At 42.4% G+C, this 22,796-nt stretch carries 21 protein-coding genes; 7 read left to right on the top strand and 14 right to left on the bottom strand.

Annotation, left to right across the window (positions count from 1 at the left end; genetic code table 11):
* Both J5X94_RS00005 and J5X94_RS00010 read left to right on the top strand, forming a co-directional pair.
* A partial coding sequence (locus J5X94_RS00005; protein ID WP_210539200.1) for a winged helix-turn-helix domain-containing protein occupies positions 1 to 201 on the top strand: 201 nt, incomplete at its 5' end.
* Position 202: 1 nt separating this feature from the next.
* The gene (locus J5X94_RS00010) at positions 203 to 1,735 is read left to right on the top strand and encodes an ATP-binding protein (RefSeq protein WP_210539201.1); all 1,533 of its coding nucleotides are present in this window, start codon (positions 203 to 205) and stop codon (positions 1,733 to 1,735) included.
* Between the two features lie 674 nt (positions 1,736 to 2,409).
* On the opposite strand, the gene J5X94_RS00015 is transcribed toward J5X94_RS00010, so the two are convergent.
* The 13 genes from J5X94_RS00015 to J5X94_RS00075 form a co-directional block, all read right to left on the bottom strand.
* A complete protein-coding gene (locus J5X94_RS00015; protein WP_210539202.1) occupies positions 2,410 to 3,771 on the bottom strand; it encodes an MFS transporter in 1,362 nt (453 codons plus the stop codon).
* Between the two features lie 392 nt (positions 3,772 to 4,163).
* The gene (gene pcaD, locus J5X94_RS00020) at positions 4,164 to 4,940 is read right to left on the bottom strand and encodes a 3-oxoadipate enol-lactonase (protein WP_210539203.1); all 777 of its coding nucleotides are present in this window, start codon (positions 4,938 to 4,940) and stop codon (positions 4,164 to 4,166) included.
* Positions 4,941 to 5,028: 88 nt separating this feature from the next.
* On the bottom strand, positions 5,029 to 6,261 hold the full coding sequence (gene pcaF, locus J5X94_RS00025; protein ID WP_210539204.1) for a 3-oxoadipyl-CoA thiolase: 1,233 nt from the start codon (positions 6,259 to 6,261) through the stop codon (positions 5,029 to 5,031).
* A gap of 51 nt (positions 6,262 to 6,312) precedes the next feature.
* Positions 6,313 to 6,972 (bottom strand): 3-oxoacid CoA-transferase subunit B, encoded by a 660-nt coding sequence (locus J5X94_RS00030; protein ID WP_210539205.1) that lies wholly within the window; start codon positions 6,970 to 6,972, stop codon positions 6,313 to 6,315.
* A gap of 37 nt (positions 6,973 to 7,009) precedes the next feature.
* Positions 7,010 to 7,711 (bottom strand): 3-oxoacid CoA-transferase subunit A, encoded by a 702-nt coding sequence (locus J5X94_RS00035; RefSeq protein WP_194621168.1) that lies wholly within the window; start codon positions 7,709 to 7,711, stop codon positions 7,010 to 7,012.
* Positions 7,712 to 7,826: 115 nt separating this feature from the next.
* Entirely contained in the window at positions 7,827 to 9,023 is a 1,197-nt protein-coding gene (benE, locus tag J5X94_RS00040) for a benzoate/H(+) symporter BenE (protein ID WP_210539206.1), read from the bottom strand.
* A gap of 78 nt (positions 9,024 to 9,101) precedes the next feature.
* The gene (locus tag J5X94_RS00045) at positions 9,102 to 9,881 is read right to left on the bottom strand and encodes a 1,6-dihydroxycyclohexa-2,4-diene-1-carboxylate dehydrogenase (protein WP_210539207.1); all 780 of its coding nucleotides are present in this window, start codon (positions 9,879 to 9,881) and stop codon (positions 9,102 to 9,104) included.
* Between the two features lie 49 nt (positions 9,882 to 9,930).
* Positions 9,931 to 10,956 (bottom strand): benzoate 1,2-dioxygenase electron transfer component BenC, encoded by a 1,026-nt coding sequence (gene benC / locus J5X94_RS00050; protein WP_228293090.1) that lies wholly within the window; start codon positions 10,954 to 10,956, stop codon positions 9,931 to 9,933.
* A gap of 138 nt (positions 10,957 to 11,094) precedes the next feature.
* Positions 11,095 to 11,601, bottom strand: a complete 507-nt coding sequence (gene benB / locus J5X94_RS00055; protein WP_416346159.1) for a benzoate 1,2-dioxygenase small subunit — start codon at positions 11,599 to 11,601, stop codon at positions 11,095 to 11,097.
* Between the two features lie 62 nt (positions 11,602 to 11,663).
* Positions 11,664 to 13,043 carry a benzoate 1,2-dioxygenase large subunit gene (gene benA, locus J5X94_RS00060; RefSeq protein ID WP_210539210.1) on the bottom strand — a complete coding sequence of 460 codons (1,380 nt, stop codon included), beginning with the start codon at positions 13,041 to 13,043 and terminating at the stop codon, positions 11,664 to 11,666.
* Between the two features lie 131 nt (positions 13,044 to 13,174).
* The gene (gene catA, locus J5X94_RS00065) at positions 13,175 to 14,098 is read right to left on the bottom strand and encodes a catechol 1,2-dioxygenase (protein ID WP_189582365.1); all 924 of its coding nucleotides are present in this window, start codon (positions 14,096 to 14,098) and stop codon (positions 13,175 to 13,177) included.
* A 213-nt stretch (positions 14,099 to 14,311) separates the two neighbouring features.
* On the bottom strand, positions 14,312 to 14,602 hold the full coding sequence (gene catC, locus J5X94_RS00070; protein WP_102077926.1) for a muconolactone Delta-isomerase: 291 nt from the start codon (positions 14,600 to 14,602) through the stop codon (positions 14,312 to 14,314).
* A gap of 89 nt (positions 14,603 to 14,691) precedes the next feature.
* Entirely contained in the window at positions 14,692 to 15,864 is a 1,173-nt protein-coding gene (locus tag J5X94_RS00075) for a muconate/chloromuconate family cycloisomerase (protein ID WP_210539211.1), read from the bottom strand.
* 240 nt (positions 15,865 to 16,104) lie between these two features.
* On the opposite strand from J5X94_RS00075, the gene J5X94_RS00080 reads away from it, so the two are divergent.
* Positions 16,105 to 17,022: a LysR family transcriptional regulator gene (locus tag J5X94_RS00080; RefSeq protein ID WP_194621161.1), complete on the top strand. Its 918-nt coding sequence runs from the start codon at positions 16,105 to 16,107 to the stop codon at positions 17,020 to 17,022.
* Positions 17,023 to 17,276: 254 nt separating this feature from the next.
* Positions 17,277 to 18,404 carry a M14-type cytosolic carboxypeptidase gene (locus J5X94_RS00085; protein ID WP_210539212.1) on the top strand — a complete coding sequence of 376 codons (1,128 nt, stop codon included), beginning with the start codon at positions 17,277 to 17,279 and terminating at the stop codon, positions 18,402 to 18,404.
* A 55-nt stretch (positions 18,405 to 18,459) separates the two neighbouring features.
* Here J5X94_RS00085 and J5X94_RS00090 read toward each other — a convergent pair whose 3' ends face one another.
* Complete coding sequence (locus tag J5X94_RS00090) at positions 18,460 to 19,350, bottom strand: LysR family transcriptional regulator (protein ID WP_210539213.1); 891 nt, start codon at positions 19,348 to 19,350, stop codon at positions 18,460 to 18,462.
* Between the two features lie 189 nt (positions 19,351 to 19,539).
* On the opposite strand from J5X94_RS00090, the gene J5X94_RS00095 reads away from it, so the two are divergent.
* The 3 genes from J5X94_RS00095 (at position 19,540) to J5X94_RS00105 (ending at position 22,733) form a co-directional block, all read left to right on the top strand.
* Entirely contained in the window at positions 19,540 to 19,929 is a 390-nt protein-coding gene (locus tag J5X94_RS00095; RefSeq protein WP_210539214.1) for a RidA family protein, read from the top strand.
* 231 nt (positions 19,930 to 20,160) lie between these two features.
* A complete protein-coding gene (locus tag J5X94_RS00100; RefSeq protein ID WP_210539215.1) occupies positions 20,161 to 21,636 on the top strand; it encodes an aldehyde dehydrogenase family protein in 1,476 nt (491 codons plus the stop codon).
* A 107-nt stretch (positions 21,637 to 21,743) separates the two neighbouring features.
* A complete protein-coding gene (locus J5X94_RS00105) occupies positions 21,744 to 22,733 on the top strand; it encodes a membrane dipeptidase (RefSeq protein WP_210539216.1) in 990 nt (329 codons plus the stop codon).
* The last annotated feature ends 63 nt before the right edge of the window (positions 22,734 to 22,796 follow it).

The following is a 22,796-nucleotide window of genomic DNA, read 5'->3' on the forward strand; positions in this document are numbered from 1 at the left end:
GTCATTGCTTCTCAAGTATGGGATATGAATTTTGAAAATGATACCAATGTGATTGATGTGGCGATAAGGCGTCTTCGTATAAAAATAGATGATGAGCATGATGCAAAGCTGATTCATACTGTGCGCGGTATGGGTTACCGATTGGAGGCTGTCGATACAGTGCTTGATAATAATTCGTCTCACGAAGCTGGCAATATCTAATATGAAACACAGGTTGGACAATCGACGCTTGCCACTATTGTGGCGTACTGTGTTGCTGCTCACGATATTTGTCGTTATGTCACAGATTATTATTTATATTTGGGTACAGCACTCTGTTAAGGGCCATTTTGAACAAATGGATGCTGAGATTATGACTCATGCCGCGTTTAACTTACGTAAGCAAGTGGCAGAACCTAACAGCCATATAACCTCTCAAATGCTAACAAATTCTCAAGGTCTATTAAATAACCAGCCACCGTTAAGCTTGTCATCTGATACAACGTCATTTTCTGCAGAAGCATCAGAGGAGGCTGGTCATCTACATTCTTCTTGGCTAGATTACGATCTAAAAACGGTCATTGCTAACAAAGACGGACAGATACTGTCTAGCACCCCCAACAACTTTACTCAAGAGCTAGGGGAAGCGTTTAATCTGTTGTCACTGCGACAAGATAATGATAAGCAACAGTTTGTGATGAGTATTAACAGTAGATATTATCGAGCGATGGTCATTGAAGACGACAAAATGCTCGCGCTTATCGCGTTACCTATAGATGTACATCATCAGTATTTATTACAGTTCAATCGTCAGCTTAGTATGATTTTATTCGCCATTACACTATTACTCGTCTCAATCGCCGCATTGAGCGTGTATTGGGGTTTTGCGCCTTTGGCCACTATCGTACAAAAAATGAAAAGAATCAATCCTGAAAGGTTGGATGAAAGAGTAACGGTCAGTGACATGCCATTAGAGCTGCGACCGCTAGCCGAATCTTACAACTCAATGATGGTCAAGCTTGAAAGCAATTTTGAATCTTTGTCACGATTTTCAGACAATATCGCCCACGAGCTGCGTACCCCAATAGCGACGCTTAGTACACAAACGCAGGTCATGTTAACTAAGCCAAGAGAAGGCGACGAATACATTGAGCAACTGCATCATCAGCATGATACGTTAGAGCAGTTATCGGTGCTGATTAATAATATGTTGCTGCTGGCAAAAACTCAGAAAGGATTAAGTGACTCGCAAATTAATCACGTAGATACTGAAAACCTAATCACCAAGCTCGTTGATTACTATGAAATGATTGCAGAGGATCGAGGGATAACTTTTGAAAGATCAGGCGAATTTAAGACAGTATTAGGTGATGAAGGCCTATTGCAGCGGCTGTTTGCCAATCTGATGTCAAATGCCATTTATTACGCCGCTAGTGACAGTGTTATCACAATATCAGCTACCATTATTACCTCAGGCAGCACCCTTGATACGGCGAAAGAAGAGGCTCTATCCTCAAAACAGTCGTTATCAATAACAGTGGCCAATCGCTTAGACAAGATGCTCAATCAGAGTGAAGCTGATAAATTGTTTGAGCGATTCTATCGTCACGATAAGACCAGCCATCAGCACTCAGGTACAGGACTAGGGCTATCTATTGTTCAGGCTATCGCTAATGCTCATAAAGGCAAAGTTGGCATCACGATTAAGGATGACTATTATTTTCAAGTCAGTGTAGAATTATTGACTGAGGGTTAAGGTCTGTTGAGCATTCAAATATTAGGACTGCTGATTTTAGCATCAGCCTTTCAGGGCAGGGCTATTTTTTGCCAATACCTGGCGAAATTGTCTACCCTAGAATGACTAGGCGTCAAAAATTTCACTGCGTATTGTCTAAAAAATAACCACTGCCAGTACCACATTTGAATGCTCAACAGACCTTAATCTAAACCTTCGATAGTTGAGCATATAAATTTGATCTGAATAGATATAGCAGATTCACTTTAAAAAGAATGCAGTACTGCTGGGATAAATTTTTCGACGCCTCTAGAGGGCAAAACACGCAGCAAGCGAAAAAATTTTATACCAGCTGAGTGCTTTATTTTCCATATCTTTTTATATTGAACTGACTATATCGTTCTAAGCGATGTTGAAGAGGTCGAAAGATAATAAAAGCCATTCTCTGGAAAATACGTACAGGTGCATCTTCCCATTGAACCGTCCCAGTATTGTCGGAGACTCAATATTCTGGGAGGATACGTCAATGATTGTCATCTTAGACACCGATTAAAACGAACTACTAGAAGAACGAGTTGTTTTTCTAAGAAGCTCGACAATCATTCTGGCGTATTTGAGTTGATGTTCTTTTATTCTATGTTTGATGCCAGTATTCTTTTTAGAACACTACCAAATTTTCAAGCTTACTATTATTTTTACGCTGACGAAGTGTCTAACCTTGCGGGTTGCATTTTACTTTCCTTGCTGTCCACTGCTGCAGTAAGATTCACTAAGAAGATAGCGATGGCTGCGATAATACCTGGTATAGCGATAAACAAAAAATTCATCTGATGGGTCAGCTCTAAGGTGAGTAGCGCACCAGTTAGGATTGGACCTACGATAGCACCAATACGCCCAATACCTGATGCCCAACCCATAGCCGTCGTACGTACAGCGGTAGGATAATATTGAGCCACAAAAGTATAGAGCAGAATTTGTGAGCCGATAGTGGTAGCGCCAGCAATCGCAATAAGGGTATACAGTACAACTTGAGGACTATTGTAGCCAAGTAGTATTAATGCCACGGCACCAGCGACAAACATAATAGTCAATACAGGTTTTAAATGAAACTTATCGGCCAGTACGCCACCGCCAATAGCCCCAATCATCCCACCAATATTAAGTGCAAATAGAAATAGCATACTAGCACCTAGCGAGTAACCGGCTTGAATCATTAGCTTTGGTAACCAACTTGCTAAAGCGTAAACCATCAGCAAACACATAAAAAATGCGATCCAAAACATAATAGTAGTGAATCCACGTCTATTCAGAAATAACGCTTTAATTGGGGCATCATCACCTTTGGTGGGTTCGTCCAGTACTAAAGTGGTAGAGGGTGTAACTTTTTCTTGAGGAGCCAATTTTTGAACGATATTTTTAGCTTCATCTTCTCGATTTTCTTTGACCAAATACATCAAGGATTCAGGTAGCATCTTCCATATAATTGGCAATAGTAAAGTAGGAATGCCCGCAATATAAAACATAATTTCCCAGCCAAAATCTAGAACCAAAAAAGATCCTAATAATGCTGACGTCATACCACCAATTGCATAACCACTGAACATAATAGCGACTAAAGTACTACGCATACGTTTCGGTGCGTATTCAGATGTTAGTGCCACGCAGATTGGCATCACGCCGCCAATACCTAGACCTGCAATGAAGCGTAAAGCCGCAAACTGCATAGGCCCACTAGCGAAAGCACCAAAGAAAGTAAAGCTACTGAATAGAGCGACACAGATCATAATTGTTTTTTTACGACCGATCTTGTCAGATAAAGTGCCAAAAATCATGGCGCCAAACATCATGCCGAATAGTGCTGCGCTAGCAAGAAAACCTGCTTGTACCGAAGTTAACGACCACTCTTCCATAAGTAGTGGGAGAGCCACGCCGTAAATAATGAGGTCGTAGCCGTCAAAGATAATAATCAATAAGCACCAAAACAGGACTTTCCAATGAAAAGGTGAAAATTTGGCTTCATCAATAACTTTATTGATGTTTAAGGTTTGAGATTCCATTCATATTCTCCGTTGATGATATCCTTATACATGCTTTACAAGTTAGGGTTTTACAGGGGCTAAGTCAAAAACTATCTAGGTATTAATCGATACCTAAAAGGTATATCTTTCCATATAACACTTTATTGAAATAATGTTGGCCTTCATCTTAATTAGAGGAGTGAGTACTCTTATAAAGTATTAGGTACGAAGAATGATGCTTGCAGTGAGTGTATGTAAGACAACTAACACCAAAAATTTTCATTGATTTCTAATATAAAAATACCGGATGCGCAGAAAATCATCCATATACTAAAAAAATATATAGATGATTAAAAATGTAAGATAAATAGATTAAATTAGCCTAATTAATCAAGGCTAATAAATGTGTTTTTTAAAAGCATTTACTGGCGTTATTGTAGGTAATATCTAACATACTCATTAAATGCTTCAGGTTGTTCAATATTTGAGATATGCGAAGCATTGATAGTCGCAAGCGTAGCATTAGGTATATGATCGACCATATATTGGCCATCGGCAACGGTCGTCACTGGGTCTTCAACGCCTGCTAACACTGTAATTGGTACACGAATATCTTTTAACTGTTTGTGAGTATCAGCGATAGATAACGCCTCGCAGCAGCTTGCGTAGCCCTCTGCACTGCCAGCCGCAAGAGTGTTAGACAATGACGCGACTACATCTGGGTAATGATCGATAAAATCTGCTGTGAACCAACGCGGAGCGGCCGTAGCCGCGATAGTAGCTAGACCTTGCTCACGTACCAATCTTGCACGCTCCGTCCATGCTATTTCGTTACCAATTTTCGCTGCAGTATTACATAACATCAAGTGGTGGAAGCGGTCAGGGTGATTGATAGCTAGCCATTGACCAGTCATACCGCCCATAGAAATGCCACAAAAAAATGCCTTATCAAGATGCAGGTGATCTAACAAGTCAATCACATCTTGCCCCAGCTGGTTTAAATTATAAGGACCTTTGGGTGCTGATGATTTACCATGGCCACGAGTGTCATAGCAGATAATAAAGTAATCGGCTTGCAAAGTATCGATTTGTGGTTGCCACATATGATAGCTAGTACCTAAAGAGTTGGAGAATATTAGGGCAGGGTTGCTGCTATTGCCAAAGGTGGCATAGTTTAGCGTGACACCTTTATTTTCAAATACAGGCATGATGAACGTCCTTGTGTTAACTGTCGGGTGATTGAGGTCTTCTTTTTGATTTATCAAGCTGGGTGTCTATTTTATTTTGAACGATTAATCAGCTCTCAACACGTTCAATAATCATTGCGATGCCTTGTCCAACACCGATACACATTGAGCAAATTGCATAACGCTTACTCGTTTTTTCAAGCTGGTTGAGAGCGGTTAAGATCAAACGTGCACCTGATGCGCCGAGTGGATGACCAAGGGCAATCGCACCGCCATTCGGATTGACACGTGCGCTATCGTCAGGCAGACCTAAATCACGAGTACAGGCTAATGATTGCGATGCAAAGGCTTCGTTTAACTCAACGACATCCATATCATCAAGTGACAGGCCAGTTTGCGCTAGTAGCTTTTTCATCGCTGGTGCTGGGGCAAAGCCCATAATACGTGGCTCAACGCCTACCGTAGTTGAGGCCACGATACGTGCACGTGGCTTCAAATTGAATTCTTTAACCGCTTGCTCTGACGCTACTAAGAAGGCTGCTGCGCCATCATTGATTCCAGAAGCATTTCCAGCGGTTACGGTGCCATCTACGGTGACGATAGGGCGTAATTTGGTCAACTTTTCAAGTGTAGTATCAGCACGAGGATGCTCATCAGTATCGATGGTGACAGGCTCGCCTTTACGTTGGGGGATGACGACAGGAGTAATCTCATCTTTGAAGAATTCTGACTCTTGCGCCGCTGCGGTACGTTGTTGGCTACGTAGCGCAAATGCATCTTGGTCAGCTCGATTGACATTAAATTGCTCTGCAACATTTTCAGCCGTTTGAGGCATGGTTTCTGTGCCATATAGCTCATCAAGTTTTGGATTGATAAAGCGCCAACCCATGGTGGTATCTTCAAGATTTTGGCTACGACCAAAGGATTTGTCTGATTTACCCATCACAAATGGCGCACGGCTCATACTCTCAACACCACCTGCAATAATTAGATGAGCTTCACCGGCTTTAATCGCACGCGCCGCTATCGCTAACGCATCCATCGACGAGCCGCACAAGCGATTAACAGTAGTTGCAGGCACTTGATAAGGTAGGCCGGCTAGCAATGACGACATACGTCCGACGTTACGGTTGTCTTCACCGCTTTGATTAGCACAGCCGTAGATGACGTCATCTACTTTTACCCAATCGACATTAGTATTACGTTCGATTAGCGCCTTGATAGGGATAGCACCTAAATCATCCGCACGTACTGGTGCTAGACCGCCGCCGTAACGACCAAAAGGAGTGCGAATGGCATCGATAATATAAGCATTGTTTAAATAGACAGTTGAATCAGTCATGGCGATTATCCTGAATTTTTGGTTGTTTGAAGTTTTGAGTAAGACCTGTTTTTATTGAGTAGCGTCAATTAACATTGCACCAGTCAATTCTTGCAAGTCCAAAAAGCTCATACCATCGACCATTTCAGTGACTAGCAGTCCTTTATCAGTGACATCAATGACGCATAAGTCAGTATAAATCCGATCTACGCAATTTTTCCCAGTCACAGGGTAGGTAAGTTCGCTGACGATTTTAGGATCCCCAGTTTTGGTGATGTGATTGGTCATTACAAAAACTTTTTTGGCGCCGACGGCTAAGTCCATAGCACCTCCAACAGCGGGTATCGCATCCTCTGCACCAGTACTCCAATTGGCTAAATCACCATTAGCAGCTACTTGAAACGCACCCAACACGCAAATGTCGATATGGCCACCGCGCATCATGGCAAAAGAGTCACCATGATGAAAGTAGCTACCGCCATCGAGCATAGTAACGTATTCTTTTCCAGCATTAATCAGTTCGGGATCTTCTTCACCTTTGGCAGGTGATGGACCAAAAGCTAATAAGCCGTTTTCTGAATGCAAAAATACGTCTTTATCATTAGATAAATATTGTGCGATTTTAGTCGGTAGTCCGATGCCTAAATTGACATAGGCTCCATCTGGAATGTCTTGTGCAGCTCGTTCGGCTATTTGGTCACGGGTCAAAACGGTGTAAGAGGTATGGCTCATGATGACGCTCCTTATAATTGGCAGTATTTAGCGGTGGCTACGCTGCAGTATCAGAAAGTTCAGTACTAGTGCTAGCAGGTTGGACTTGCACCACGTGCTGCACAAAAATGCCTGGTGTAATAACGTGCTCAGGATCAAGCTCACCAAGATCAACTGTTTGAGAGACTTGAGCGATAGTCACGTCAGCTGCCATTGCCATAATTGGACCAAAGTTACGTGCAGATTTTCGGTAAACTAAGTTACCCCAACGATCACCCTTGTTTGCTTTTATTAAGGCGAAATCAGCTTTAATTGGATATTCCAAGACATAGTCTTTGCCATCGATATGACGAGTTTCTTTGCCTTCTGCGAGTAGAGTACTGAAACCTGTTGGGGTATATACGGCTCCAAGCCCCATGCCTGCCGCTTGAATACGGCAAGCCAAATTACCTTGTGGTACTAATTCCAGATCAATTTTGCCCGCATGATAAAGCTCATCGAATACCCATGAGTCTGATTGACGAGGAAAAGAGCAAATGATTTTACGTACTGCGCCCGTTTTTAATAATCTAGCAAGACCATGATCACCGTTTCCAGCATTATTATTAATAATGACAAGGTCTTTAATACCTAAATTTATAAGGCCATCAATGAGTTCAGCTGGCTGCCCTGCAGTTCCAAAACCACCAATCATAATAGTGGCGCCATCTTTAATTTGGCTAAGTACATCCGTGATATTTTTTTCAGCTTTATTAATCATGTTTATGTCCTATACAAAAGTAATATTAGGTATTGCGAGACTTAAGTTTTATGCATCTTCGAGACTGTCTTGTTGTTTTAGCTGTTCTATTAATAAAAGTGACGTATATTTTTGCTTATGAAAATAGAGGTAATAATCGTTTTTTGGTTAAAACATAGTAAGCAATCATGCCGATAAGAATGCCCCAAAAAACAGAGCTTAATCCAAGAAAACTCATACCAGATGCTGTTGCTAAAAAAGTGATTAGCGCTGCATCTCTTTGAGAGTCATCTTTCATTGCTATAGTAATGTTGGTAGAAATAGCACCGATAAGTGCAAGACCGGCTAATGCTGCAACTAGCTCTTTGGGCAGCAAGCTAAATACCATCACGATGCTACCGGCAAGTAGTCCCCCTAATAGATAAAAAATACCGTTTGCTACACCTGCTATGTAGCGTTTCTCTTTTAATTCATGGGCATCCTTACCAGTACAAAGTGCTGCGGTGATTGCTGCTAGGACAATCGTAATACCCCCTACACAAGCGACTGCTAACGAAGCTAGGCTTGTAATACTGACGATAGGCTTGGCTGGTGTGTCATAACCACTAAGATTAAGAATCGCCATACCAGGTAAAAACTGTCCAGTTAAGCTAACAAGAATGAGTGGAATCGCAAGGTTGAATACGGCATTCCACGTCCACTCAGGCCATATCACAGTAGGTATGGTAATGGCTAAATCTATATTGACAGGGTTCATTTTTCCTAATAGAACACTTAAAATGACACCGCATAGCAGTACCCAAATCATCGTGTAACGTGGTGCAAAACGTTTGGCTACTAAGTAACAGCCAAGCATGCTAAACACGATAAATGGCATCGTATTGGTTGCTACAAATAACTCTAAACCAAATTGAAACAGGATGCCTGCCATCATACCGGCAGCGATACCATTAGGAATCCATCTTAAAATTTTGTCAAAAGATCCAGTTGCGCCTACTAAAAAAATCACAATCGCTGATACGATATAAGCGGCTATCGCTTCATTAATACTCATATTCGGAAAGACGGTTACCAATAGTGCGGTACCAGGCGCTGACCAAGCGGTAATAATAGGGGTTTTATACTTAATGGATAAATAAATACCTGAGACAGCGGCACCTATAGACACCCCCCAAATCCACGATGCCATCATCGCTTCTGACACCTGCGCTGCTTGTGCTGCCTGAAAGAAGATAATTAATGGGCCAGCATAAGAGATTAGTACGGCCAAAAAACCTGCTACGGTGGCAGAGATTGACCAGTCGTCTTTCAATGTGTGTATTACGTTTGCCATATTGCTTCCTTGCAAATCAGCAGCGAGTAGATAGTTCTCTGTTCAACGCTATGCTACTTAATAATCTGAGGAGAGAGATTAGCCTGCGTCACCACCGCCTACAGGGATAGTGCTTCCAGTGATATAGGAAGATTCATCAGAAGCCAAAAATGCGATGGCATTGACTTGTTCATCTATTGTGCCGTAACGTTTCATAAATGTGCTGTCGATGGTTTGATCAACAACTGCGTTCATCCAGCCTTTCTCCTCATCAGTTGAAGGCTTTGTATTACGTGGAATCTTTCTAGGCGGGGCTTCAGTACCACCCGTTGCCACTGCATTAACGCGAATTCCGTCACTTGCATGTTCAAAAGCAAGTGATGCAGTCATGGCGTTTACACCGCCTTTTGCAGTTGAGTAGGGTATACGGTTGATACCACGCGTCGCGATGGAGGAAATATTAACAATAGTGCCAGATTGTTGTTTGATCATCGATGGTAATACTGCATGGCAACACCATAATGTTGGAAATAGTGAGCGACTAATTTCTTTTTCAATCTCTATCTCAGAGAAACTGATGAATGGTTTCATCCATATTGCACCGCCTACATTATTGACCAATATGTCAATACGACCGTAGGTATCAAGTGCTTTATCGATAACATCCTGTGCCCCTTGATAAGTCTCAAGATCAGCTTGGATAGTCGTCGCATGCCCGCCATTTGCAGTGATTTCTGCTAATACGTCTTCTACCAAAGGTGAAAAGTCTGCCATAACTATCTTGCCACCCTCATTTGCTAAGCGTAATGCGACCCCGCGACCGATACCTTGTGCGGCACCCGTTACGACACATACTTTATTATCAAAGCGCTTACTCATTGCTGTCTCCTAGAGAAAAGTATTATCTCGCTGTATTGTTTGAGCTATATTACTGCTCACTAGGTGTGAACTTTTCATAATAAAAATTGCTAGGTTTGAGGCTACTTGTATCTAACCAATTACTAACGGCATCGACCATCGCCAGAGGACCACACAGATAGACATCAACATCGCCATCATTTAGCCAATCAGCTTCAACATGGCTGGTCACATAGCCTTTGCGCTCATGGTCGCTTTCTTCGCTTGCTACACAGGTATAATAGTCAAACCAATCGTGGTTTTTCTTCACTTCTTCCAGTTTTTCAATCTCTATCAAATCAGCATCATTAGTAACACCATAGACCATCTTGACAGGATGATGAGCACCCGATATTTCTAAGCTTTTTAGCATCGATAAAAAGGGTGCGATACCTGTACCCCCAGCTAAAAATACAGTAGGGCGTACGATAGGACGTAAATAGAAACTACCGAATGGTCCTTCAAAGTCAATATCTTGACCTAGCTTGGCAATATCAGATAAAAAGGTACTCATCTTGCCATTTGGAATATTACGGACGACAAATTCAGCCTGATTGGTACTAGGCATTGAGCTAAAAGAGTAGGAACGTGTCTCATCAGAGTCAGGGATGGTGATATTGACGTACTGCCCAGGTAAAAATACTAAGGCATCTGGGTTATCAACTTCAACGCCGAAATGAATGGTGGATTCTGACAATACATTTAGCTGCTGTAGCTTACCTTTGAACACAGATTTGCTGACTTTGCAGGCTTCTGATGAGGTTGGCACTTTAATGACGCAGTCGCTCTCAGGAATCATTTGACAGGTCAAGACGTAGCCATCATTAGCTTCGGTTTCGGTCAGCGCCTCTTCAATATACATATCAGGATGCATGTCATAGCTGCCCGACTCACAATGACAACGGCAGGTACCGCAGGCGCCATCAAGACAGTCCACAGGGATATTATATTTTTGACGATAAGCGGCTTCGGCGACGGTTTCATCCTCTTCGCATTTGATAAATCCCGTGACACCATCTTCAAACTGTAGAGCTATGTTGTATTCCATGAGAAACATCCTTTTTCAATATATGGCTACTGACTAACATCACTATATTTTTGGTTGGCTCGTTGATACTTCATAAATTACCAACAAGCTATTTTTAAATTTGATTATTTGTACTAGCTGGCAAGCATAAATAAAATCATGCGAACTCTAGACGTGATATACATCCATAATTTGATGTACGTAATCATCTTTTAATACGATGTATTTGTCCAAGATCTTTGGGCTAGCTTGATTCATGTCTATCTTGTATTTAGAGAATCCCCAATAAGTGTTAGTCTCATGATAACGATAAGACTTATTGATCCAGTTAAATCGGATGCTAACAATGCCGTCATTATCTTCAAGTAATTCGATATTAGATAAGTTATGTGTGGTACGGGTATCAGGAATGGTTGCAGAAGAACGCTCAGTCTCGATACGGAAAATACGATCTTCAAGTCCACGACGATCAGGGTAATAAATCAGAGATATTTCACGTTGCGGATTGCTTATTAGTTCGCCATCATCATCCCAACTAGGCATCCAAAATGGACATTCTTCGTCATAACAAGCCAGCCATTCTTCCCATTTTTTTTCATCAAGCAATCGTGCTTCACGGTACAGAAACTGACGCACATCTTCGATATTAACCGTTGCATTTTTCATTAGCGATATCCTTTTATATTTGTTCGTCCTGCAATAACTAGCAAGTTACTGGTCTAAGTAGGTAGCTAATATTAGCCTGCGCCATGTAGCTGCTGTTCTTGCTCTAGGGCTTTTTTCATCTCTTCATGCCAGTATCGATGTTGCACGGTATACAATCCTTCATCTTCAGTCTTAGCTCCGCTTAACAAAGGCTTCAAGTCGATGGCTTTTGCACCTTCGTCAGCGCCTTCTATCCAGTGCTCGGAACCACGACACATGTCGTTCCATTCGAGCTTAATGCCGTTATAGCCTTGCTGGCATGAGCGGAATTCTTCTAAGTCATCTGGTGTTGCCATACCAGTTACGTTAAAGAAGTCTTCGTACTGACGGATACGGCGAGTACGTGCTTCATCGCTTTCGCCTTTCGGTGCGATACACCAGATAGTGACTTCAGTTTTATCAACGGCTATTGGACGCAGCATACGAATTTGCGAGCTAAATTGATCCATGATATAGACGTTTGGATATAAGCATAAGTTACGAGAGCGTCCAATCATCCAGTCGGCCATTGCTTCACCATACTGGGCAACATAGTCATCGCGATACGCAAAATTAGGACGATCCTGCGGGTTTTCCCATTGAGTCCAGAGTAGTAAATGACCGTTCTCAAAAGAATAGAATCCGCCACCTTGACGACCCCATTTACCAGCGTTCATGGCTTTAATATTGTCTTCTTTTTTTGCTTCGTGCTCTTTGCGACGTGCTGTTGTCGCAGCATAGTTCCAATGGACAGCTGAAACATGGTAGCCATCAGCACCATTTTCAGCTTGTAGTTTCCAGTTACCATCAAAGGTATAGGTTGAGGTGCCGCGTAGTACTTCTAGGCCTTCTGGTGATTGATTGACAATCATGTCAAGAATTTTGGTTGAACCGCCAAGCCAGTCTTCAATCGGTTCGACGTCATCTTTAAGACTAGCAAACAAGAAGCCTTTGTAATTGGCAAGTTTGACTTGCTTTAGGTCATGAGAGCCGTCTTTATTAAAAGCGTCAGGGTAACCTGCGCCGCGTGGATCTTTAACTTTAAGTAGCTTGCCAGAGTTGTTATAAGTCCAACCGTGAAAGGGGCACGTATAAGTTGCCTTATTGCCTTTCTTATGACGGCATAATTGAGCGCCTCGATGAGAGCAGGCATTGATCATACAATGCAGTTCACCTTCTTTATTACGCGCAACGATGACCGGCTGGCGGCCGATGTATGTTGTATAATAATCGTTGTTATCAGGAATTTGAGTCTCATGAGCCAGATAAACCCAATTGCCTTCAAAGATATGTTTCATTTCAAGCTCAAACAGCTCTTCATTGGTAAAGGCACTGCGATGTAGGCGATAAATTCCTTTTTCTGCATTTTCTTCTAAAAAATCATCGATAGCGATATCTGATCCTTCAGGTATTAGATTAATACGCTCGCTCATGGCTGTCTTCCTTGTAAATAACGGTGTTAAACGATGTTGGGGTATGACGCTTGATACGCCAACTGCATGCATATCAAGCGAAAATCTATAATATTTAGTAGTTGCTAACAGTAGCTAGGGATATTCAACAACTAAGCTTGCGCACGACGGCGTTCAACTTCACTGCCTTGTACTGGCTTATCGATGTCTTTTACTAAGTGAAAGTCAAAGTCGATACTGGCATAAGGCTTGTCCAGACCGTGCTCTTTTAACTTGTCAGCATCTTCTACCATATTTACTTTAGGGACTAATCCTTCACGACTAGCAAAGGCAAAGTCATCCCATAGGTACTCATCACCATCGATGTTAATTTGGGTCGTCAATTTGCGATGACTGTCAGCACTCGCGAAGAAGTGAATGTGTGCTGGACGATGACCATGACGTCCTAGTGCGCCCAATACCTTTTGCGTCATACCTTCTGGCGGCACTGAATAACCTAATGGGACGATACTGCGGAAAGCATAAAGTCCGTTTTTATCAGTGATAATGCTACGACGTAGGTTAAAGTGAGACTGCGACTCATCAAAGAAAGAGTAGTTACCTAAGCTGTTGGCATGCCAGACTTCTACTTTTGCATTTGATAAAGGCTTGTCATCTTCGCCATAAACGCATCCTTGCATGAATAAAACGGTACCATTCTCAATATCAGTGCCATCATCTAAACGCGCAAAGCCTTTTTCTTCTGGCGCACCAGCGACATATAGTGGGCCCTCGATAGTACGTACAGTGCCACCGTCAAGACCCGCCGCTTTTAAGTCTTCTTCAATCATTAAATCCATAAAGTGATCAAAACCAAGACCAGGGGAGAGTAATCCTGCCTCTTTGCCTAAATCTCCAATGAACTCAACCCCAGACCAGTATTCATCGGCCGTGATTTTCAAATCATTGATGGTTTGCATGAGGTCGGTTACGATACGTAAGACAATGGCTTGTATACGTGGGTTAACTTGTTCAGGAAAGTCAATTTTACCTTTGATGAACTGAGTGGCTAATGCTTCAATTTGGCTGCGTTCCATGTCTCTCTCCTTGTTGAGGACTATTTAAAAGGTAGTTATATCGAGTACTCTTACTCAAACTTTATTCACTCATTGCTTATTTTTGGCAACAGGTGTCCGTTGGTCTGGTATAGACCAATAATTGTTAAAAAATAGATTAAGGCGATTTTGGGGTGCTATTATTTGATTAACATCAAAGGTAATAATGAAATCTAGTAATAGCGTTATAAGGCACTAACTATCATCATCGCGAATAGAAGAAGGATGACGAAGTAGAGGGGTGACCTCGACTTTCATATAAGGGTAAAGTGGTAGCGACATCATAATGTCATGTAGTTCTTCATTACTTTCGACATCGAAAATACTAAAGTTAGAATACTCTCCCGCTAAGCGCCAAATATGACGCCACTTACCTTGTTCCTGCAGTTTGTGTGATAGCGCTTTTTCAGCTTGTTTAAGTTCACTGACTTTATCAGCATTCATATCTGTCGGTAACAATACATCCATTCTGACGTGATATAACATAATTATGTCCTTATACTTTATAGGTAGTTATATAGCTAATATTTGGTCTTTATCAGCACTTATTGCATGGATCCTTTAGTAAAGCACTATCAGACCCCAGCGTGAGAGTCGCTTACGTAAGTTCCTAACGATATAGGATTTGAGGATGATAAATTTGCTTGTCTGGCATAGTGATAGACTTTGTCATTATCTACTTCTATACCTAGACCAGCGCCAGTTGGAATAGTTAAACCAAAATTTTGATAATCAAGCGGCTGAGCTAGGATATCCTCTATTAATAGCAACGGACCAAACAGCTCCGTGTCAAAGTTCAGACTAGGATAAGTAGAGAACACATGCGCTGATGCAGCAGTACCAATGGGTCCTTCTAGCATCGTCCCGCCATAAAGCTCGATACCCGCTAGATGTGCCATTTGTCCAATGAGACAGGCAGCCTTCAATCCGCCGGCTTGATTGATTTTTACAGCAAAGACATCAGCACAGTGATCCGCTGCCAATTGAAACGCATTATATGGATCTTGCACGACTTCATCAGCCATAATAGCCACGTCGAAGTGTTCAGCTAAACGCTTTAACGCTGATTTATTACGCATCGATACTGGTTGCTCGATCAAATCAACGCCGCCGTCCTGCAACAGACTAATACCTTTCATAGCTTCAAGCTCTGTCCATGCTTGATTAACATCAACGGTGATGCGGCAATCGGGTAAAGCTTGTTTAATAGCCAACACGTGGGCAACATCATCAAGAATAGGGTTGCTGCCTATTTTCAATTTGAAAATTCGATGTTTTCTTTGTTCAATCATTTGATGAGCTTCAGCGATATCGGTATCAGTATTTCCGCTAGCAAGCGTCCATGCTACTTCGATACGATCACGGATGCGACCACCGATGAGCTCGCTGATAGGTAGGTTGAGTCTTTTGCCTTCGATGTCTAGTAGAGCAGTTTCAATCGCGCATTTTGCAAAACGATTGCCACTGATGTGGGTGTTCAATAGCTGCACTGCTTTTGCTGTGCTTGTAGGCTTCTCTTTCATCAAGAGAGGGGTGAAGTAAGTATCGATATTGGTTTTTATACTATGAGGGCTTTCTTCAGCATAACTTAAGCCGCCAATCGTTGTTGCTTCGCCCCAACCTTCGTAGCCATCCTCGGTTTGGATATGTACCAGAACCAATACCTGTTCATTCATTACGGTACAAGCCAATTTATGCGCTCGAATAGTAGGTATTGGTACTAGTAAAGTATTAATTGAACGAATCATATCTGTCCTTAGTATAAAATTTTGGCTTCCTTATGCTTAATAAGAACTATAGGTGCTAAGTATTGATATGTCTAAGACCTATTTAGTCTTATTTTGATACCTTTTAGGTATTTTGTTGAAAGGTATATAACATGTTATGTTCTTTAGGTATGAATATTCTGTATATGAAGTAGATTGTAGAGAAGAAGGAAATAGAACGAATTAGGATAGAAACGATAGATAGTCAATCAAGGAAGAATAATGGAACTCAGGCATTTACGCTATTTCGTAGCCGTGGCAGAAGAAAAAAGCTTTAACAAGGCAGCTGCTCGTTTGTATATCTCACAGCCACCACTTAGCCGGCAGATAAAACAATTAGAAGAAGAAATTGGCGTTACGCTTATCGATAGGGAGAACCGTCCCTTGAAATTGACTGAGGCTGGCGAGTTCTTTTATGATCACGCGATTCAAATTTTAAAAAAATCAGACGACCTACGTACCATGACTATCCGTAAGGGAAATTTTGATAATTCGCTTTCGATAGGCTTTGTGTCGTCTATATTGTATGGCATATTACCGAGAGTGATAGCGCGTTTTAGAGAGGTTCATCCGAATATTGAGATTAAACTGTATGAGTTGAATTCTTGGCAGCAAACGCAGGCATTGACAGAGGGCAAGATAGATGTAGGTTTTGGCAGGTTGTTATTTGAGGATGCTTCTATTAGGCGAATGGTGCTTAGAGAGGAAGACTTAGTAGTTGCTGTTCCTATTGAGCATCCTTTATCAAAAGAAAAATGCAAAAGTTTGAGCCTTATTGATTTAACGAATGAAAATTTATTACTCTATCCAACAGCACCGAGGCCAAGTTTTATCGATTACGTATTGGACTTATTTGAAACTCGCAACTTGAAAGCGAACTATTTTATAGAAGTGCGTGAGTTGCATATTGCCTTAGGGTTGGTAGCAGCAGGAGAAGGGTTGACTATCGTACCAAAGACACTTGAGCACTTACGCGGTCAAGAGATAACCTATATACCATTTGAAGAGGGGATACTAACTTCGCCAATTGTGATGAGTATCAGGCATTTCGATAAGTCCGAACTATTAGAAACGCTATTAGATGTCACTTATCAAATTTATGATGAAGAAGGCTTTATTTATAAGCGTGAATATATTTAGAGGATTTGAAAAAACAAAGATAGACAAGTTTAATTAAGAGCTTTGGGTGTTGAAAGTTCTTGCTTGATAGCTATACAGTATTGATAAGTAGGGGTTGGGGCAATGATAAACTTTAAAAGGTATGCGTAAAAACTTGGTCAGCCAATGACTTGAAAAGAAATTTACTATGACCAAGTAAATGCATATCTACCATTTTTCTTATATTTCACCATATGTTTTAAAACACAACTATAAAAAACAATTAAGGAGCGATTATGCATATCACAGCGAATTTTGACGCAGGAAATATTGACATTATTAATGCAGATGACAAAAAAGACATTCAATTAGCGATTCGTCCAGACGTTGGCGAAGAGTTTTTTCAATGGTTTAACTTTCGCCTATCTGGCAAGGTTGGAGAGCAGTATATTCTCAATATTATGAATGCAGGGGAAGCGTCCTATCTGGAAGGATGGGAGGATTACCAAGCGGTTGCTTCTTATGATCGTCAGCATTGGTTTCGTCTGCCAACGGCTTATAAAGATGGCAAATTAACCATCGTGGCAGAGTTAGAATGCGAAACCATGCAAATTGCTTATTTTGCGCCTTATAGCTATGAGCGTCACCAAGATTTATTGGCGGCCGTGCAGATGCACCCGTTAGTAACTTTGGAGCATCTAGGCGAAACGCTTGATAAGCGCGATTTAACTTTGGTTAAGATTGGCGATGGTGCTGCCCACAAGCGCAATATATGGATTACTGCCCGTCAGCATCCAGGTGAAACGATGGCTGAATGGCTCATCGAGGGCTTATTGTATAGCTTGCTAGATAGCGATAACGCGACCGCAAAACAGTTATTAGACAAAGCCAACTTTTATATTGTGCCCAATATGAATCCCGATGGTAGTGTACGTGGTCACTTGCGTACTAATGCTGTCGGAACCAACCTAAATCGTGAATGGCAAAGTCCAAGCTTAGACAAAAGCCCTGAAGTATTTCATGTGATTAATAAAATGGAAGCGACAGGCGTGGATCTATTTTATGATGTGCATGGCGATGAAGCATTGCCATACGTATTCCTTGCTGGGTCACAAGGGACACCAAGTTATAGTGACCGTCTCGCACAGCTACGCGATAGATTTTCAGACGTATTAAAATTAGCCAGTGCCGATTTTCAGTCCGAATTTGGCTATGAAATTGATGCACCGAGTGCTGCCAATATGACCGTTGCCACCAATTGGGTAGCAGAACGTTTTGATTGCCTTGCTAATACGTTAGAGATGCCATTTAAAGATAATAATAATCTGCCTGACGAAGAGATGGGTTGGTCACCAGAGCGTTCTATCAAATTAGGGGAAGCATCACTAATTGCAATGCTTGCTGTCGTCGATGATTTACGGTAGGTAGTGATTCAATAGGAGAGAGAAAATAATAGATATCCCAGTGATAATAACCCAATTACAATAAATAGTGCTCTTGAACATACGCAACACAGAGATCATAAAAAGCTTGAGCTGGGGGAGAGATAGATTTATTAGCGAGTTTAAAAATTCCGATCTGCCGGTTTAAAGACGGGTCAACTAAATCTATCCAAACTAGTTCCGGCTCATTCGCAGGGAAGGCAAGCTTGGGTAAAGTAGTGATACCTAGATCATTACGCAATAAAGAAAACAGCGATGTGATGTTTTCTACCGTATATCGCGCCCTGCGATTGAGCGCCTCAGCTGGTGTGTTTTCGAGCAATCGGCAAGTGCCATTATAGATAAAAGGCTGGGTCATGAGTTGCTGCCAGCTTAGCCCTTGCGACTGATTTAACTGGTTGTTTAGCTCATTACTTTGCAGACAGACCACGCCAATTGGGTCTGATATGAGTAAAGTAAAATCTATATTCGTTTGATCAATACTGGTGCAATTGCCCAGTGCCAAATCAATTTCTCCGGCTAACAATCGATTGGCCACACCGACAGAGTTATCATCTATCAATACAATCTCGATATCAGGATGTTTTTTTGAGTATTCGACCAACACGCTAGGTAACAATTTAGTCACTAGCGACGGTACGCTTGCAATCCTAATCTTACCTTTTTCGCCAGACGCAGAGGCTTTTAAGTCGTCTTCTAGCGCTTGATAAACGCTAAGAAACTGCTCAACTTTTGGTAAGCAGGTTTCACCAAAGGGCGTCAGTATGGCTTTGTTTCCAACTTCAAATAAACGCTGTCCTAACGTTTTTTCTAATTCCTTTATCGAGGCTGATAAAGCGGCTTGCGAACGGTTAGCGCGATCAGCCGCCGCACGAAAGCCGCCTTCTTCCACGACAAATAAGAAATGACGCAATTGCTGTAGCTTCATATTCAGACCATCCAAAACTATTCTTTAATAATCTATCTTAGATGATAGATTAAATCTATCAAAATTCAAATTTAATTAGTTAGATTTATCGTTGCTAATTGAGTAGGATAAGTCATGTAGCAATTGGCAGTGATTAAATAAATCTCAAATCGCTTACTGCTGAAACCACTTATCAAAGGACATGACGATATGACGACTCACTTAACCAAACAGGCCATCAAAACCTCACTTTATGCGTCTAAAGCACCTTTGGAATGGGCTATTACTAATAATGGAACCTTATACACCGCGCAGATTCCTATCGATGAGAATGGTGATGTGGTTGCAGGTGGTATTGAAGCGCAAACCCGCCAAACGTTAGACAATCTCAAGCACACACTAGAATGTGCCAATGTTGGCATGGATGCAGTTCTACAAGTAATGATCTACGTAACCGACCGCGACTATCTAAAAACCGTCAATCAAGTCTACGCCGAATATTTTGAAGCACCATACCCAAATCGGGCAGCGCTGGTGATAGCCGGATTGGCTCGTGAAGAGATGCTGGTTGAGTTGGTCGTATATGCCGCTGTGCCCTAAATTTTGAATGTACTCTAGGGCGTGTCCTCAATTCAAACGAGTGTCCTCTAAATGGGCTAAAAATAGCTAAATTTTGCCAAACATCGTCAAATAGTTGGTCAATATCTCGATATTATCTGCACTATTTTCCTCGTTTGACGGCAATTTATCTCATTTTTATCACCATTTTTAAAATGAGGACACGCCCTAGTCAATAAATAAAATATTTAACACTTTATCAAGGAAGCTCTTATGTCAGCTCACACCGCCCAACAGATATTGCAGCAAGACCCAACCAAATCACTTTATATCAATGGTGAATGGCAGGCAGGCGCAAATACCGTTGCCAATATTAACCCATCTGATATCACTGAAACTATCGGCGAGTTCGCACAAGCGAGTAGCGATCAAGTCAAAGATGCCATTGCGGCGGCGCGTCAAGCCCAGCCAAAGTGGGAAGCGACTCCTTTAGAAAAAAAGCAGTCTATCCTACAAGCGATTGGCGATGAAATGATTGCTCGTTGTGATGAGCTAGGTACGCTGTTGTCTCTTGAAGAAGGTAAGCCGTTTGCGGAAGGTCGCGGCGAGATTTACCGCGCAGGTCAGTTCTTCCATTACTATGCAGCGGAAGTACTGCGTCAAATCGGTGATAACGCTGATTCAGTACGCCCAGGTGTCAAAGTCGAAGTCACCCGCGAAGCAGTCGGTGTGGTTGCCATTATCTCACCTTGGAACTTTCCAACTGCCACCGCTGTATGGAAAATCGCGCCAGCATTAGCGTTTGGTAACACTGTCATTTGGAAGCCTGCAAATTTAACACCAGCCAGCGCGGTCGCATTGGCTGAAATCATTCATCGTCAAGGCCTGCCAGAAGGTACGTTTAACTTACTATTGGGTGGCGGCTCGTCAGTCGGTGATGCCCTCATCAATTCTACAGACATCGACGCCGTTAGCTTTACAGGTTCTGTACCAACAGGTCGCAAAGTCGCTGCTGCTACTGCACCAAACTTTATCCGTTGTCAGCTTGAGATGGGCAGCAAAAACGCCTTGGTCATCGCTGATGATGCTGATCTGCAAGTCGCTATCGATGCGGCAGTGGCTGGTGCGTTCGGCGGTTCAGGGCAGAAATGTACGGCTTCTTCACGCCTCATCGTGATGGACAGTATTCACGATGCGTTTGTAGACGGTGTGATTGCCAAAATGAAAACCTTAAAGGTCGGTCATGCACTCGAAAACGGTATTTTTATGGGCCCTGTCGTCGATGACAAGCAACTGGCATCAAACATGGACTGGATCGAAAAAGCCAAACAGTCTGGTGCTCATTTAGCATTTGGCGGTGAGCGGTTAGAGATGCCACATGATGGCTATTATATGTCGCCGACGTTGTTTACGGAGACGGATAACAGCTGGGATATCAACCAAGAAGAAGTGTTTGCACCGCTGGCGTGTGTCTTGCGTGTCAAAAACCTAGAAGAAGCGATTGCCATGACTAATGACACGCGCTTTGGTCTGACGGGCGGCATCATCACCCAAAGCTTGCGTAGCAGTGCGATGTTCAAAGAGCAAGTACAAGCAGGCTGTGTCATGGTCAATCTAGCAACTGCGGGTACTGACTATCACGTGCCATTTGGTGGCCGTAAAGAGTCAAGCTTTGGCCCGCGAGAGCAAGGTCAATATGCCAAAGAGTTCTATACCATCGTCAAGACCGCTTATCAAAAAGCGTATTAGAGACCTTCTTGACAAGCATGTTAGCCGCTATCGAGGCGACAGGGTGTAAACACGCACTTAATAGCAAATGATAGCGGTCACTCATAAAAGTATTAAAGGGAATTGATATGTACCAAGACCATATCGTCATTGACGGATTACAGTATAGCCATTGGGATCGCGATTATTTTAAGATGCTGCAAGCCAGTGGTATCAATGCGGTACATGCCACCTTGGTCTATCACGAAGACGCTCGCCAAACCACGACTCGCTTTGCTGAATGGCATGCACGCTTTGAGCAAAACTCAGATCTTATCTTGCCCGTGTACTCAGTGGCTGATATCAAGATGGCAAAAGAGCAGGGCAAAGTTGGCATCTTTTTTGGCGCGCAGAATTGCTCACCAATCGATGACGAAATTGGTCTGATTAGCGTGATGCGGCGTTTAGGTCTATTGATTATGCAGCTGACTTACAACAACCAGAGCTTACTAGCGACAGGTTGTTATGAGCAGAATGATAGCGGTATTACTCGTTTTGGTCAGCAGGCCATCGCTGAGATGAATCGTGTCGGTATGATTATTGACATGTCACACAGCGCTGAGCGATCAACGCTTGAGGCGATAGAAGTGTCATCGCGTCCGATATGTATCAGCCATGCCAATCCGACCACGGCTCATGAGGCCTTGCGTAATAAGTCAGACACGGTCATCAGTGCCTTGACCCAAGCAGGCGGGTTGTTAGGGTTTAGTTTATATCCATTCCATTTGCCAAATGGTAGCGCATGTACGCTTGATGACTTCTGTACCATGATTGCCAATTGCGCTGATAAGTATGGTGTGGAGCATTTAGCGATTGGCAGTGACTTGTGTCTTAATCAACCACAAGCTGTACTTGAGTGGATGCGTAATGGACGTTGGTCAAAAGCGATGGACTATGGCGAAGGCAATGCCAGTAATTCAGGTTGGCCAGATACTTTGCCATGGTTCGCTGGCAAAGACGGTATGGAAAACATCTATAACGGTCTGCTAAAGCACGGTTTTAATGAAAGTGATGCTGGGAAAGTCATTGGTCAAAACTGGTTCGATTTTTTAGAGCAAGGCTTAAAGCCTTTGGCTTAACCAATCAGTCTTAAAACAGTGTTTCAATCAACGGTTACTCGAAATCGCTATAAGACGTCTGTC

Source organism: Psychrobacter sp. K31L, from assembly GCF_017942195.1.
Classification (GTDB): domain Bacteria; phylum Pseudomonadota; class Gammaproteobacteria; order Pseudomonadales; family Moraxellaceae; genus Psychrobacter; species Psychrobacter glaciei.

What these genes read in the sequence shown, in the direction of transcription:
- J5X94_RS00010 (WP_210539201.1), top strand. Translation starts at nt 203, where the DNA reads ATGAAACACAGGTTGGACAATCGACGCTTGCCACTATTGTGGCGTACT.
- J5X94_RS00015 (WP_210539202.1), bottom strand. Translation starts at nt 3,771, where the DNA reads ATGGAATCTCAAACCTTAAACATCAATAAAGTTATTGATGAAGCCAAA.
- pcaD (WP_210539203.1), bottom strand. Translation starts at nt 4,940, where the DNA reads ATGCCTGTATTTGAAAATAAAGGTGTCACGCTAAACTATGCCACCTTT.
- pcaF (WP_210539204.1), bottom strand. Translation starts at nt 6,261, where the DNA reads ATGACTGATTCAACTGTCTATTTAAACAATGCTTATATTATCGATGCC.
- J5X94_RS00030 (WP_210539205.1), bottom strand. Translation starts at nt 6,972, where the DNA reads ATGAGCCATACCTCTTACACCGTTTTGACCCGTGACCAAATAGCCGAA.
- J5X94_RS00035 (WP_194621168.1), bottom strand. Translation starts at nt 7,711, where the DNA reads ATGATTAATAAAGCTGAAAAAAATATCACGGATGTACTTAGCCAAATT.
- benE (WP_210539206.1), bottom strand. Translation starts at nt 9,023, where the DNA reads ATGGCAAACGTAATACACACATTGAAAGACGACTGGTCAATCTCTGCC.
- J5X94_RS00045 (WP_210539207.1), bottom strand. Translation starts at nt 9,881, where the DNA reads ATGAGTAAGCGCTTTGATAATAAAGTATGTGTCGTAACGGGTGCCGCA.
- benC (WP_228293090.1), bottom strand. Translation starts at nt 10,956, where the DNA reads ATGTTTCTCATGGAATACAACATAGCTCTACAGTTTGAAGATGGTGTC.
- benA (WP_210539210.1), bottom strand. Translation starts at nt 13,043, where the DNA reads ATGAGCGAGCGTATTAATCTAATACCTGAAGGATCAGATATCGCTATC.
- catA (WP_189582365.1), bottom strand. Translation starts at nt 14,098, where the DNA reads ATGGAACGCAGCCAAATTGAAGCATTAGCCACTCAGTTCATCAAAGGT.
- catC (WP_102077926.1), bottom strand. Translation starts at nt 14,602, where the DNA reads ATGTTATATCACGTCAGAATGGATGTATTGTTACCGACAGATATGAAT.
- J5X94_RS00075 (WP_210539211.1), bottom strand. Translation starts at nt 15,864, where the DNA reads ATGATTCGTTCAATTAATACTTTACTAGTACCAATACCTACTATTCGA.
- J5X94_RS00080 (WP_194621161.1), top strand. Translation starts at nt 16,105, where the DNA reads ATGGAACTCAGGCATTTACGCTATTTCGTAGCCGTGGCAGAAGAAAAA.
- J5X94_RS00085 (WP_210539212.1), top strand. Translation starts at nt 17,277, where the DNA reads ATGCATATCACAGCGAATTTTGACGCAGGAAATATTGACATTATTAAT.
- J5X94_RS00090 (WP_210539213.1), bottom strand. Translation starts at nt 19,350, where the DNA reads ATGAAGCTACAGCAATTGCGTCATTTCTTATTTGTCGTGGAAGAAGGC.
- J5X94_RS00095 (WP_210539214.1), top strand. Translation starts at nt 19,540, where the DNA reads ATGACGACTCACTTAACCAAACAGGCCATCAAAACCTCACTTTATGCG.
- J5X94_RS00100 (WP_210539215.1), top strand. Translation starts at nt 20,161, where the DNA reads ATGTCAGCTCACACCGCCCAACAGATATTGCAGCAAGACCCAACCAAA.
- J5X94_RS00105 (WP_210539216.1), top strand. Translation starts at nt 21,744, where the DNA reads ATGTACCAAGACCATATCGTCATTGACGGATTACAGTATAGCCATTGG.